A 13431-nucleotide genomic window follows, 5' to 3' on the forward strand; every position below is an offset into this window, starting at 1 on the left:
TTAACCCCAGGACACGAGCGCAACGCCGACGGCAATCGCCAGCATGCCGAGCACCCGATGACGGTCCAGCCGCTCCTTGAAGAACACGCGCGCGATGATGGCTGCTACCAGCAGATTGACGCCGATGGCGATAGGCGCCACCACCGACACCGCGCCCTCGTCGAGGAAATTCACCAGCAGGGCAAAATTCACCAGCAGCAGTCCGCCCGCACAGCAAAAAAGCGTGAAACCGATCTGCCACTCCTGGCGCCCCAGTCGTTCAAAGGATCGTTTGGCAAGCGCAGCCGCAACGGTGCCGACCACGGCGTAAAGCAGATAAAGCGGCAGCTGAGCTAGGAGAGGCACGGGGGTATTCCTGCGAAATCTCCCAGGGAGGTAGCATTGAAACGGGCGGTTTTCCAGAACCTCTCCGCCACATTACGGAGGTTTAAGTTTACCCCCGGCCCGTCTTGTCGTGAAGTTGACCCACGGTGTCGCGCTACCGAACATTCGGACAAAAAAGTGACATCATTTTCTGATCGGGGGGATCCTTCGGGGTCCAGCAAGGGGTTAAATCGTGTCAGCAGCTAATCTGCTTGGTCTTGAGAGCCTGCTCCATACGCGGCCCGCGACGACGGCCTCCGCCACCATCACCACCCTGCCGACGCGCAATGCCGATACACCGATCTACTTCGCGCGGCCTAATCTTCAGTATCTGGCCTATCGCGATGCCATTGATGCCGCGATCCAGAAAGTCCTCGAAGGCACCACTTATATATTGGGTGAAGAGGTCAAAGGTTTCGAAGCCGAGTTTGCTGCCTATGTCGGCGTGAAGCACGGCATCGGGGTCGCGAACGGCACGGATGCCATTCACCTCGCCCTGCGCGCCATCGACGTGCAGCCCGACGATGAAGTCATCACGACCGCCCATACTGCCATCGCGACCATCGCTGCCGTCACCATGAGCGGCGCCAAGGTGGTTCTGGCCGACGTCACCGCGGATCGCTACACGCTCGACCCCGTCGATGTCGCCCGCAAGATCACACCCAAGACCAAGGCGATTGTCGCGGTCCATCTCTACGGCCATCCCGCCGACCTGGGCCCGCTGCTGGAACTCTGCCGCCGCCACGACATCACGCTGATCGAGGATTGCGCTCAGGCGCATGCCGCCGAATGGCAAGGTCGTCAGGTCGGCTCCATCGGCCGCATCGGCTGCTTCAGCCTCTATCCTACCAAGAACCTCGGCGCCATTGGCGACGGTGGCATCGTGGTGACCAGCGACGATGAGATCGCCGAAAAGCTGCGCCAGCTTCGTCAGTATGGCTGGAAGGACAAGCAGCTCTCCTTCATGCCGGGCTATAATTCCCGCCTGGACGAGATGCAGGCTGCCATTCTGCGCGTGAAGCTGCGTCACCTGGACGACATGACCGCCCGCCGCCGCGAGATCGCCGCGCGCTATACCAAAGCTCTCAGCGGACTGCCCCTCGCACTGCCCGGCGACCAGCCGGACTGCAGACACGCCTATCATCTGTATGTCGTGCGCACCCCGGACCGTGAAGCACTGAAGGCCCATCTGGCCCACTTCAATGTCTTCCCCGGCATCCACTACCCCTGGCCCGCCCACAAGCACCCGGCCTATCTGGAAACCGCCGGCCACCTGCAGCTGCCAGTCGCCGAAACCGTAGCCGATCAGGTGCTGTCGCTGCCGATGTATCCGGAACTGACGGATGCGGAAGTAGATCGCGTCATTCGCGGTGTCCGTAGCTTCTACGGCTAAGATCGTCTCAAAAACTGGTTAACAGTCGGCCCCGCATCGTCGGGGCCGATTTGTTTTTCAGCTTGAGGTTCACAGCGTGGAAGCTTGGGCCAGGCTTTCCGCTCATTTTTTCGGCAAGGTTAAAAAAAGCGACGCCGACACCAAAACGTCATCATCTTTCATTTGTAATTAATTAAATTTTTAGCAAAATATCGTCATTCTCTTGTCACGACAAAAACACAAGACCGAGGGGCCGATGACCGATCTTCAGTTTGCCGCGACGATCCGCGAAGAGACCACAGGCGGTTCCATGGATACGGACCTTGCCGACCTGCCCCCTGCCGGAACGGTCCGCTGGGTTGCCAGTAGAAAGGCACAGGTGGTCAACGCCATCGCGTCGGGGTTATTAACCTTGGAGCAGGCGTGCACCCGCTACGACCTCTCGATTGAAGAAATCGAGGCCTGGCGGGAACTTGCGAACCATTATGGAACCTCCGCCCTACGCACGACCCGCCTCAAAGAATATCGCCCAGCGGCGATTACCACACGGATCGAACGTCGCGGGCGCAAGCCTCGTCTGGCGACCAACAAGAGTTGATCCGACGCATCACCAACTTCTCTTAACCCATCAAATATCGGGCAATTTTTTGCATCAGGCCCTCGATATTTTTTACCTCTGTGTCAAAAAATCGGCTATTAAGTAAGAAGTGAAGGGCCTGTTTGGTCGCTCGCAATAGTCGATGAACCACACTTGAGGATGGGACGACACCCGTGAACGGCTTGATTCAATCCATGAAGAATCTTGGCCCGACGCGCCTCGCCATGGTCGGCGGTGTCGTCGTTGCCCTGCTGGCATTCCTGATCTACATCGCGGCCCGCATGGGCGGAGGGGAAACGGCCCTCCTCTACGGCGATCTGGATCCCACGGACGCCTCGCGCATCACCTCGCGCCTCGACCAGATGCAGATCCCCTACCAGCTGCGCGCCGATGGCCGTCAGGTCTATGTGCCGGTCGACGCCGTCTCCAAGACGCGTATTACGCTGGCTGGCGAAGGTCTCCCCTCGGGCGGCAACCTCGGTTACGAAGTCTTCGATAAGTCCGAAGGCCTGACCTCGTCGAGCTTCGTTCAGAACATCAATCAGCTGCGCGCCCTGGAAGGCGAAATTTCGCGGACCATCAATTCGATGGACGGCGTTCGCTCTTCGCGCGTTCATCTGGTGCTGCCGCAGCGTGAACTCTTCTCCCGCGACCGTCAGGAGCCCTCGGCTTCGGTGGTGCTGAAGATGAGCGGCACCCGCCGCCTGGATCGCGGCCAGATCACCGCCATCCAGACCATCATCGCCGCCTCGGTTCCGGGCCTGAAACAAGAACGCATCGCGATTGCCGATGATCGCGGCATGCTGCTCTCGCGCACCTCGCTCGATGGCGCCAATGCCCAGAGCGCCCTGGAATTCGCCGAAGAGCGCCGCATTCAGTTCGAAGATCGCCGTGCTCGTGAAATCGAGATGCTGCTGGAACGCTCGCTCGGCCCGGGCAAGGTCCGCGCCCAGGTTTCGGCCCAGATCGACAATGCCCGCACGAACCAGAACGAAGAGATCTATAATCCGGATCAGCAGGTTCTGCGCTCCAGCCAGGCTGTGACCGACACCTCGGAACAGACCGAAAGCGACGGCAACCCGTCGGTGACCATCGCCAACAACCTGCCTGCCGGCGCATCGGCAAGCGGCGGCGGCATCACGAATTCGTCGCGGAACTCGCGCACCGAAGAAACCAACAACTTCGAAATCAGCAAGGTCACCCGCCAGTCGGTGATCGAGCCCGGCGCGGTGAAGCGCATGACCATCGCCGTCATGGTCGATAACGCCATGGTGCGTAACGAAGCCGGCGAAATGGTCACCCGCGCCCGCACTCAGCAGGAAATGGAAAAGCTGGGCGATCTCGTCCGCTCGGCTGTCGGTTTCGATGCGCAGCGCGGCGATACCGTCGAAGTCGTCAACCTGCAGTTCGCCGCCGACGAAGATGAAGCCAACAAGCCGCTGTCGCTGTTTGGCATGGGCAAAGAAGATCTGATGAAGCTGGCCGAGATCCTGGTTCTCGGTGTCGTCGGTATCCTCGTGGTTCTGCTTGTTGTGCGCCCGCTGCTCACCCGCCTCTTCGAAGCTGCGCCGACGGCGGCAAGCGCTTCGGCGGGCGCTGCCCTCCTGGCGGGCGAAGGCGATGGCATGATGGCGCAGCTGACCGGTCCTGGCGGTGGCGGTCTGACCGCCCTCCCCGGCTCGGATGGCGGCTCGGACGTAGACGATATGATCGATCTCAACCGCATCGAAGGCCGTGTGAAGGCATCGACCCTGCGCAAGATCGGCGAGTTGATCGACCGCAATCCGGAAGAAGTTGTATCGGTTATTCGCAATTGGCTTTATCAAGAGTCTGGCAATAGCTAGAGCTTACGTTGTTAATACTGACAAACGTTAACGAGACTGGGATGATCGCTGATGCGCGTGCGTGAGGATTACCGCTCGCTTACAGGTCCGGAAAAGGCCGCCATCCTTATGTTGGCGATCGGCGACGAGCACGCTGCCCGGCTCTTTGAGCTTATGGATGATGAGGAGATCCGAGAGGTCTCCCAGACGATGGCCAATCTCGGTACCGTCTCCTCGAACCTGGTCGAGCGTCTGTTTGTCGAATTCGCCGAACAGTTCAGCAATACCGGCAGCCTCACCGGCTCCTTCGATAGCACCGAACGCCTGCTGGCCAAGGTGCTCGACAAGGACCGCGTCGATGCGATCATGGAAGAAATCCGTGGTCCTGCCGGTCGCACCATGTGGGACAAGCTCGGCAATGTGAACGAGCAGGTTCTGGCGAACTACCTGAAAAACGAATATCCGCAGACCGTTGCCGTCGTTCTGTCGAAGATCCGCGCCGAACATGCCGCCCGCGTGCTGGCAATTCTGCCCGAAGCCTTCGCGATGGAAGTCATCATGCGTATGCTGCGCATGGAAGCTGTCCAGAAGGACGTGCTGAACGACGTCGAAAAGACCCTGCGTACCGAATTCATGAGCAACCTTGCCCGCACCAACCGGCGCGACGCTCACGAACAGATGGCCGACATCTTCAACAATCTCGACCGCAACACCGAAACCCGTTTCATGGCGGGCCTGGAAGAGCGTTCGAAGGATTCGGCCGAGCGCATCAAGGCGCTGATGTTCACCTTCGAAGATCTCTCGCGCCTCGACAGCTCCGGCATTCAGTCGCTGCTGCGCGCGACCGAAAAGGACAAGCTTGGCATGGCGCTCAAGGGCGCGTCCGAGCCGCTGCGCGAGATGTTCTTCTCCAATATGTCCGAACGTGCGGCCAAGCTGCTGCGTGAAGACATGGCCTCGATGGGTCCCGTGCGCCTGCGCGACGTTGATGATGCGCAGATGTATATGGTCCAGATGGCCAAGGATCTGGCGGCCCGCGGCGAAATCGTCATCGCCGACAAGGGCGGCGACGAGCTGATCTACTGATACAGCAGTATTGCCGATGACCACACCCCAACGCCCGACCGACGCCGAACAGGATCCGAATACGCCCGGCACCGCTGCCGATGCGACTTCGGACGAGTTCGCCATGGAGGTCGACGACGCGGCGGTCATGGCCTTGCTGAAGGGCCTGGACGACGAAGGCGATATTCCGGCCGGCCCCTCCTTCCTCTCGGAGGAAATGCCCGACAGTTCGATGACGCCTGCGCAGATGGCGGCGCTTGCTGCCGCTGCCCAGCCGCGTAACGATGACGCCGCCATGCTGGCAGGGAGCGCGCCGCGTGCTGCGCGACGCCCCCGCCCGTCTCGCCTTACTGCCGAAGAAGCCAACGCTTCGGAACAGGCTTCTGTGACACCTGCGCCCATGGCTGTTGCGGAACAGGTGAGCGACGACGAATGTGTTGCTCCGTTGGACGAAGATGAAGTCGTAGCGGAGGCTTTTGAAGCCCCTGCGGCTCAGCCGGAACCGCTCGATGACTTCGCAGCACCGGCCGACTTCGACGAACCGGTCGCACCTGCACCGACCTATCAGGACGAGCAGGTCTATCAGGAAGACGAGCAGGTTTACGCCGAGGCCGTCGACGCGCTTGAACCGGAACCGATGGGCTCGCCCGCCGCTTCGATGTCCATGGACATGTTCGAAGAGGAAAAGCCGCCAGAGCCCGTCGCGCCGACCTATGATGCGAACGTGAAGCGCTTCATGTTCGAACGCGATTTTGAGGCTGAGCTGCGCCCACCTCCCCCGCCGCCCGAGCCTATACCGGAGCAGCTGACGGAAGTGGTGCAGCCCGATGCGCCGATCCATCCGCCCTCTCCGATGTTCAGCGCGGAAGAGCTACATGCGGCACGCATGGCGGCCTATGCCGACGGCGAGACGACGGGTCTACAGACGGCCATGGCGTCCATCGATCAGAAGGTCGCCCGCGCCCTCGAGATGATCGGCGGCCAGTTGCCCAGTCTGCAGCATGACCGCGAGCAGGTTATTCATTCAATCTCCGAGGAAGCGGCCCGCCTCGCCCATGCGATGGTGGCCCGGATGTTCCCGGAAATGGCGCGGCGCTATGGCTTGACCGAAATCGAAGCGGTGATCGCATCGAGCATCGAGCAGGCGATCGATCAGCCCCGCATCATTATCCGCCTGCACCCAGACCTGGCCCCCATGATCTCGGAAAAAGCCGAGCATATGGCGACAATGGCCGGTTATGCTGGGCGGTTGAGCATTCTTCCTGAAGCCACCCTCGGGCCGTCTGATGTCCGGATCGAATGGGGTGACGGCGGGGCAGAACGGCTGGTTTCGCGCGCTTGGGCGGATATCAGCGATATCGTCGGGCGCGCCGTTACTCATTTGGCGGAAACGGTGCCGAGCGACCAGGATAATGGGCTCAGCGCCGCCTGATGCCAGGGACATTTTAAAGGGAGATAGGGCATGTCCGAAAAGAAGATGATGGATCTGAGCGATCTCGAGGAAGCCCTCGAAGAATCGCAAAACGAAGGCTCCGGCCGTGGCCGCGAACTGGGTGCCGTTTACGACATTCCGGTTCAGATCTCGGCCGTTCTGGGTCGTGCTAACATGCAGGTCAGCCAGCTGTTGAAGCTGGGCCGCGGCGCGGTCGTGGAACTGGACCGCAAGGTCGGTGAAGCCATCGACATCTACGTCAACAACCGTCTGGTTGCCCGTGGCGAAGTCGTCATCGTCGACGAACGTCTGGGTGTGACCATGACTGAAATAATTAAATCTGACCGCACCCAATAAGGCGCTGTTTAGATTTAAGAAGTTGCGTTTAGAACACGGGGTCGGTCGCCGAGCATGCGTTTGTTGATTGTCGGATCGCTGGAAGGCCATCTGACCACGGCTGGCAAGATCGCGCTGGCGCGGGGCGCTAAAGTTGCGCACGTAGATGACGGCGATGCCGCCATGACTGCCCTTCGGGCTGGTCAGGGGGCGGATCTTCTGCTGGTCGATATGCGGATGGATATTGCTCGGCTTATCGATACGATGAAGGCGGAGCGTATCCATGCGCCTGTCGTCGCCTGTGGGCTTGGCAATGATGCTGCTTCGGCGGTCAAGGCGATCAAGGCTGGCGCGAAGGAATATCTCCCCCTTCCGCCCAATGCTGAACTGATCGCGGCCGTTCTTGAAGCCGTCTCCGAAGAGAGCCACGCGCTGATCCATAGCGATCCGTCGATGTTGCGGACGTTGAAGCTGGCCGACCAGATCGCTCCTTCCGACGCTTCCGTCCTGATTACGGGCGAAAGCGGCACGGGTAAGGAGGTGATGGCGCGTTACATTCACCGCAAGAGCCGTCGCTCGGGCCAAAAGTTCATCTCGGTCAATTGCGCGGCGATCCCGGAAAACCTGCTGGAATCCGAGCTTTTCGGCCACGAGAAGGGCGCCTTTACGGGCGCTGTCGCCCGTCGTATCGGCAAGTTCGAAGAAGCCAGCGGCGGCACCCTGCTGCTCGACGAAATCAGCGAGATGGATCCGCGCCTGCAGGCGAAACTGCTGCGCGCCATCCAGGAGCGCGAGATCGACCGTCTCGGCTCGACGACGCCAGTCAAGGTGGATATCCGCCTGATCGCCACGTCCAATCGCGATCTCGAGGCCGAAGTGCGGCGCGGCACCTTCCGCGAAGATCTCTATTACCGCCTGAACGTCGTCAATCTGATGCTGCCGCCCTTGCGTGAGCGTCCGACCGACATCGCCCTGTTGGCTCAGCATTTCGCCAAGAAATATGCGGAAAGCAATGCACTTCCGGAACGTCCGCTGACACCGGCCGCGCTTGACAAGCTGCGCCGCCACGGCTGGCGCGGCAATGTGCGCGAGCTTGAGAATACGATGCATCGCGCCGTCCTGATCGCGGGACCGGACAGCATCGACCAGGATGCCCTGATCCTGACTGGTGGCGAAACCGCGAGTTACACTGCCCCTGCCCCCAGTGCGCCCGTCCAGGCGCCCGCCACGCAGCCGACGGATGTCCCCAGCATGGGTGGCGCCGGGACCGGCAATCTGGTCGGACGGACGGTGGCGGACGTCGAACGCGACCTCATTATCGATACGCTGAAACATACGCTGGGCAACCGAACCCACGCGGCCACGATCCTTGGAATTTCGATCCGCACCCTGCGGAACAAGCTGAAACTCTATTCCGACGACGGCATCGCCGTTCCGCCGCCCGGTGACGGCGAGCGGGCATTCGGGTAAGGAGAGAAACCCGTGGCGTTAGTGCCGAACAATCTTCAGGGACGCGCAAAAGAAGCGCTTGGCTTTGCCAAGGGCCTGAAGGTGCGCAGCGAACTGGTGTTCGCCTTCGCCATCATCGGCATCCTGATGATGCTGATCCTGCCGATGCCGACCTGGCTGCTGGACTTTGGTCTGGGCGTGTCCATTGCTGTATCGGTGCTGGTGCTGATGGTCGTGCTTTTCATTGAAAAGCCGCTGGACCTCAATGCGTTCCCGACAATTCTGCTCGTCACGACCATGCTGCGGCTGGGCCTCAACCTGGCCTCGACCCGTCTTATCCTGTCGCATGGTCATCAGGGCACCGATGCCGCCGGTCACGTCATTCAGGCGTTCGGCAACCTGCTGATGTCGGGCAATTTCATCATCGGTGTGATCGTATTCGCGATCCTGATTATCGTTAATTTCATCGTCATCACGAAGGGTTCAGGCCGTATCGCGGAAGTCGCGGCACGCTTCACCCTGGATGCGATGCCCGGTAAGCAGATGGCGATTGATGCGGATCTTTCTGCTGGTCTTGTCACTGAAGCGGAAGCGCGCAAACGCCGTAAGGAACTGGAAGACGAAGCGACTTTCTTCGGCTCGATGGACGGTGCTGCCAAGTTCGTGCGCGGCGATGCCATCGCTGGCCTGCTGATCACTTTCATCAATGTCATCGGCGGCATTCTGATCGGTGTGCTGAGCCATGGCATGACCTTCAGCTCCGCCACCCAGACCTATACTCTGCTGACCATCGGTGACGGCCTCGTCACCCAGATCCCGGCGCTGATCATCTCGACCGCCGCCGGTCTGCTGGTCACCAAGTCGGGCAGCCAGGGATCGACCGACAAACAGTTGGGTCGTCAGCTGGGCGGCTATCCGCAGGCGCTGGCGATGGCGGCAGGTCTGATGGTCCTGATGGCGGTTCTGCCGGGTATCCCGACCATACCCTTCCTGATGATCGGCGCCGCCCTGGGCGGTGTCGCCTATATGGGCTGGAAGGCGGAAACAGGGGGCGCGGCTGTCGCACTAGACCCTGAGCTCGCAGGACTTAGTCCCGGCGAAGGCGGCGGCGTTGCTCCGGTGGCGGATGAGCCTATCTCCTCGGCCTTGCAGATCGATTCCATACGCCTGGAACTGGGCTATGGCCTGCTGTCGCTGATCAATTCAGCCAAGGGTCAACGCCTGACCGATCAGATCAAGGCATTGCGCCGACAGTTGGCGAGCGAGCTGGGCTTTGTCATGCCGTCCGTTCGCATCCAGGACAATCTTCAGCTGGCGGCGAATACGTACGTCGTCCGCATCAAGGAAATCGAAGCCGGTCGCGGCGATCTGCGCCCGAACATGCTGCTGGTCATGGATCCGCGCGGCGAGCCGATCTCGCTACCCGGCGAAACCACAACCGAGCCGACCTTCGGCCTGCCCGCCATGTGGATCGCGGAAAACAACCGCGAAGAAGCGCTGTTCCGGGGTTATACCGTCGTCGATCCGCCGACGGTGGTGACGACCCATCTGACCGAAATCGTCAAAGAGAATATGTCTGAACTGCTCTCCTACTCGGAGACGCAGAAGCTCTTGAACGAAGTCGAAAAGGACGCGCAGAAGCTGGTGGCGGACGTCGTGCCGACCATGATCACCATCAACGGCCTGCAGCGCGTGTTGCAGAATCTGCTGTCCGAGCGGGTTTCGGTCCGCGACATGCCTGCGATCCTGGAAGCGATTTCGGAAGCGACGCAATATACCCGCTCGATCAATACGATCACGGAGCATGTGCGCTCGCGCCTCGCCCGCCAGATTTCGGAAAGCAATGCCAGCGACGGTGGCGTGCTGCCCATCGTCACGCTATCGCCGGAATGGGAACAGATCTTCAGCGACAGTCTGGTCGGCGGCGGCGAAGAACGTCAGCTGTCGATGCAGCCGTCGCAGCTTCAGCGCTTCATCTCCGCCGTGCGACAAACCTTCGACCGCTTTGCGGTGATGGGTGAAACGCCTGTGCTGCTGACCAGCCCCGCCGTGCGCCCCTACGTCCGTTCGATCATCGAACGTTTCCGCCCCTCGACCATCGTGCTGAGCCAGGCTGAGATTCATCCCAAGGCCAAGATCAAAACCTTGGGTCAAATTTAAGCCGCAGGGCGCCGATCAGGAGGTCGCTCGATGCGGATGAAAATGTTCTTTGCCGAGTCAATGCCCGAGGCCATCCGCCTTGTGCGCGACGAGCTGGGCGACAGTGCGATCATTCTGTCGAGCCAGAAGGGCGAGAACGGCCAGGGCATCCGTGTCACCGCCGCCGTCGATGACGAGGTTCCACCCGATACCCTGCACGAGGCTTCCAAGCCCCAGGATGCTATCGAGACGATCGCCGATGCCCTCGACCAGCATGGCACGCCCCCTGCCCTTGCCGAACGCCTGATCCGCGCGGCAGCGCCGCTTGCTGAAAAGCTGATGCGGGCTGCATCTGCCCTGGCCGTCGATGCCCCGATCATGACGATGGCGGCAGCGCTGGACAGTTCTTTCAGTTTTGCCCCGCTGCCGGAGAAATCCATTCCACGCCCGCTGATCCTGATCGGCCCGCCGGGCGGTGGCAAGACGGTGACGGTCGCCAAGCTGGCGGCGCGGGCGGTGCTGGCCAACCGCCGGGTCAATGTCATCACGACCGATACCATGCGTGCCGGTGGCGTCGACCAGTTGGCGGCTTTCACCCGCATTCTCGATCTCGATCTGCAGACGGCGCTGGATGCCGAAACTTTGGCCGATGCCCTGGCCGCCGCCGCGATTGCCGATCCCGATGCCCTGACGCTGATCGATACCGGCGGCGCCAATCCGCATAACAAAGATGAGTTGAACGAGCTGCGACGCCTGATCGTCGCCTCGGACGTCGAACCGATCCTGGTCATGCCCGCAGGTTACGACGCGCAGGAAGCCGCCGATTGCGCCAAGGTCTTTGCGAATACGGGCGCGGGCCGGATTCTCGTCACCCGCATCGATGCCGCACGGCGTCTGGGCAGCGTTCTGGTCGCCGCCGACAGCGGGCGCCTCAAGTTCTGCGATATGAGCAATACGCCCCATGTGGCCGATGGACTCCATACGCTGAACCCGGTTTCGCTGGCCCGCCTGCTGCTGCCCGCCGCCGGAAGCAACGTCATCGTCCCGAACGGCCCGGCCCTTCTGGGCCGCAGCTTCCTGGAAAGCAACCCATCATGATGTCCGCTGGAAACGGCGGCGCTGGGGCCGCTCCACCGATCCAGAAAGTCAAGTCGATGATCTCCGTCGCCTCGGGCAAGGGCGGCGTGGGCAAGACGGTCTGTTCCATCGCCCTGGCGAGCTCGCTCGCCAAATCCGGGCGCAAGGTTCTGCTGTTCGATGGTGATCTGGGCCTGGCGAACGTCGACGTCCAGTTGGGCATCATGGCCCAGCGCGATATCGGCGCCGTGGTGGCAGGCAAATTGACCATGCCGCAAGCCCGCATGCGCTATTCCGAGGGCGGGTTCGATGTGATCGCGGGACGCTCGGGCGCCGCGCAGCTTGCCAATGTTCCGCCCTCGCGCCTTGCCGTGCTGGGGGCCGATCTGGCGGTGCTGGCGCATGATTATGACTATGTCATCGTCGATCTGGGCGCCGGGATCGACCGGATGGTGCGGCTGCTGTCCGCCTATTGCGCGACCCGGCTGATCGTCACGACGGCCGAGCCTACCGCCCTGACCGATGCCTATGCTCTGATCAAGGTGTCGCGTGCCGATGATCCGCAGGCGGATATCCGCGTCATCATCAATCAGGCCAAGACCTTGAACGAGGGCGAGCGGACCTTCGCGACTCTGGCCAAGGCCTGCGATAATTTCCTGAAATATACGCCCGTCTTTGCGGGCGTGGTCCGCCGCGACCGCCATGTGCCAGAGGCGATTCGCGCACAAACACCAATCAGTGTAAAGTTCCCGGCATCCGAGGCGGCCTTGGACCTGCAGGCGATTGCAGCCAAGCTGACCTGGAGCTGATAGCGCCACGCGACAAGGGAGGCCATAGGGGCAGTCCAGCATCATGATGCCGACCATCCCGCAGGCGCTGATCCTGGCACAAAGCCAGAATCAGGCCGCAACCTCCACAGCGACCGCGAGTATCGAAACGCCCCCTGAGTGGCTGCAGAAGCTGCCTGCCGGGGCCGTGCTGACCGCAACCGTGCAATCCCGGCTGCCCAATGGCGAGACCGTGCTGGCAACGGCGCAGGGTCAGCTTACTGTGAAGGCGGAGCCCGCCCCGCCCGTGGGCCAACGGTTGGAGGTCGGCCTGCCCGACAATAGGCAGCAGGGCGGCGCAATGACCGTCAACCTCCAGACTGTCCGCAATTCGGCAAGCCCTATTGTCGATCAGGTTCTGCCGGACCCCGTTATTCGCGCCCTACCCGCTGTCGTGAGCGGCGCTTCGGTTGCCATGGTGGTACGGAGTGTTGCGCCCCCGGTTGAGCCCTCGGTGGCTCCCATAGTCAATCCCCCGGCGCCGCAAGCTGCCACCACGGCACAACCGCAGCCGACGCAGGTCGCGACCTCGCAAACCAGCGCCCCGGTCGCGGCGCCCCAAACCTCGACAGCGATCACGCAAGCCCCGCAAGCAACTGGCGCTCCGACACCGCCAGCGCCGCAACCTGCTCCAGCACCGAGCCAGCCTGCGCCCGTTCCGCTGACACCGGCGCCCGTCACCTCAGCCCCAGCGCCGCAACCTGCTCCAGCACCGAGCCAGCCTGCGCCCGTTCCGCAGACACCGCCGCCGGTCACCTCAGCCCCAGCGACGCAACCAGCTCCAGCACCGAGCCAGCCTGCGCCCGTTCCGCAGACACCGCCGCCCGTCACCTCAGCGCCAGCGCCACAGCCTGCTCCAGCACCGAGCCAGCCTGCGCCTGCTCCACAGACACCGCCGCCCGTCACCTCAGCCCCAGCGCCGCAACCCGCTCCAGCACCGAGCCAGCCTG

Annotated in this window: 11 protein-coding genes and 1 pseudogene; 11 read left to right on the forward strand and 1 reads right to left on the reverse strand. The window is 61.8% G+C overall.

What is annotated here, in order from left to right; translation table 11 throughout:
• Positions 1–345 carry an EamA family transporter gene (locus ACFSM5_RS10235; RefSeq protein ID WP_379876251.1) on the reverse strand — a complete coding sequence of 115 codons (345 nt, stop codon included), beginning with the start codon at positions 343–345 and terminating at the stop codon, positions 1–3.
• Positions 346–556: 211 nt separating this feature from the next.
• On the opposite strand from ACFSM5_RS10235, the gene ACFSM5_RS10240 reads away from it, so the two are divergent.
• The 11 genes and pseudogenes from ACFSM5_RS10240 to ACFSM5_RS10290 form a co-directional block, all read left to right on the forward strand.
• Positions 557–1756, forward strand: coding sequence for a DegT/DnrJ/EryC1/StrS family aminotransferase (locus tag ACFSM5_RS10240; protein ID WP_379876252.1), 1200 nt, complete (start codon positions 557–559; stop codon positions 1754–1756).
• 235 nt (positions 1757–1991) lie between these two features.
• A complete protein-coding gene (locus ACFSM5_RS10245) occupies positions 1992–2333 on the forward strand; it encodes a DUF1153 domain-containing protein (protein WP_379876253.1) in 342 nt (113 codons plus the stop codon).
• A gap of 194 nt (positions 2334–2527) precedes the next feature.
• Positions 2528–4177 (forward strand): flagellar basal-body MS-ring/collar protein FliF, encoded by a 1650-nt coding sequence (gene fliF, locus ACFSM5_RS10250; protein WP_379876255.1) that lies wholly within the window; start codon positions 2528–2530, stop codon positions 4175–4177.
• Positions 4178–4228: 51 nt separating this feature from the next.
• On the forward strand, positions 4229–5242 hold the full coding sequence (gene fliG / locus ACFSM5_RS10255; protein WP_379876256.1) for a flagellar motor switch protein FliG: 1014 nt from the start codon (positions 4229–4231) through the stop codon (positions 5240–5242).
• Positions 5243–5258: 16 nt separating this feature from the next.
• Positions 5259–6653, forward strand: coding sequence for a FliH/SctL family protein (locus ACFSM5_RS10260; protein WP_379876257.1), 1395 nt, complete (start codon positions 5259–5261; stop codon positions 6651–6653).
• Positions 6654–6683: 30 nt separating this feature from the next.
• Complete coding sequence (fliN, locus tag ACFSM5_RS10265; protein ID WP_379876258.1) at positions 6684–7010, forward strand: flagellar motor switch protein FliN; 327 nt, start codon at positions 6684–6686, stop codon at positions 7008–7010.
• A gap of 54 nt (positions 7011–7064) precedes the next feature.
• Positions 7065–8459: a sigma-54-dependent transcriptional regulator FlbD gene (gene flbD, locus ACFSM5_RS10270; protein ID WP_379876259.1), complete on the forward strand. Its 1395-nt coding sequence runs from the start codon at positions 7065–7067 to the stop codon at positions 8457–8459.
• A gap of 81 nt (positions 8460–8540) precedes the next feature.
• Entirely contained in the window at positions 8541–10598 is a 2058-nt protein-coding gene (gene flhA, locus ACFSM5_RS10275; RefSeq protein ID WP_379876267.1) for a flagellar biosynthesis protein FlhA, read from the forward strand.
• 30 nt (positions 10599–10628) lie between these two features.
• On the forward strand, positions 10629–11675 hold the full coding sequence (locus tag ACFSM5_RS10280) for a flagellar biosynthesis protein FlhF (protein WP_379876260.1): 1047 nt from the start codon (positions 10629–10631) through the stop codon (positions 11673–11675).
• Positions 11672–12463, forward strand: coding sequence for a MinD/ParA family protein (locus ACFSM5_RS10285; RefSeq protein ID WP_379876261.1), 792 nt, complete (start codon positions 11672–11674; stop codon positions 12461–12463). The genes ACFSM5_RS10280 and ACFSM5_RS10285 overlap by 4 nt, the downstream gene beginning before the upstream one ends.
• A gap of 43 nt (positions 12464–12506) precedes the next feature.
• Positions 12507–13431, forward strand: a pseudogene (locus ACFSM5_RS10290) (hypothetical protein); the annotation flags it as partial.

The sequence above is a fragment of the Lacibacterium aquatile genome (assembly GCF_042683105.1).
In the GTDB taxonomy this organism is placed as follows: Bacteria; Pseudomonadota; Alphaproteobacteria; order Elsterales; family Elsteraceae; genus Lacibacterium; species Lacibacterium aquatile.

Excerpts from the sequence above, each read along its gene's own strand:
- ACFSM5_RS10285 (WP_379876261.1), top strand. The coding sequence starts at position 11,672 with ATGATGTCCGCTGGAAACGGCGGCGCTGGGGCCGCTCCACCGATCCAG.
- ACFSM5_RS10260 (WP_379876257.1), top strand. The coding sequence starts at position 5,259 with ATGACCACACCCCAACGCCCGACCGACGCCGAACAGGATCCGAATACG.
- ACFSM5_RS10245 (WP_379876253.1), top strand. The coding sequence starts at position 1,992 with ATGACCGATCTTCAGTTTGCCGCGACGATCCGCGAAGAGACCACAGGC.
- fliF (WP_379876255.1), top strand. The coding sequence starts at position 2,528 with ATGAAGAATCTTGGCCCGACGCGCCTCGCCATGGTCGGCGGTGTCGTC.
- fliG (WP_379876256.1), top strand. The coding sequence starts at position 4,229 with ATGCGCGTGCGTGAGGATTACCGCTCGCTTACAGGTCCGGAAAAGGCC.
- ACFSM5_RS10280 (WP_379876260.1), top strand. The coding sequence starts at position 10,629 with ATGCGGATGAAAATGTTCTTTGCCGAGTCAATGCCCGAGGCCATCCGC.
- flbD (WP_379876259.1), top strand. The coding sequence starts at position 7,065 with ATGCGTTTGTTGATTGTCGGATCGCTGGAAGGCCATCTGACCACGGCT.
- fliN (WP_379876258.1), top strand. The coding sequence starts at position 6,684 with ATGTCCGAAAAGAAGATGATGGATCTGAGCGATCTCGAGGAAGCCCTC.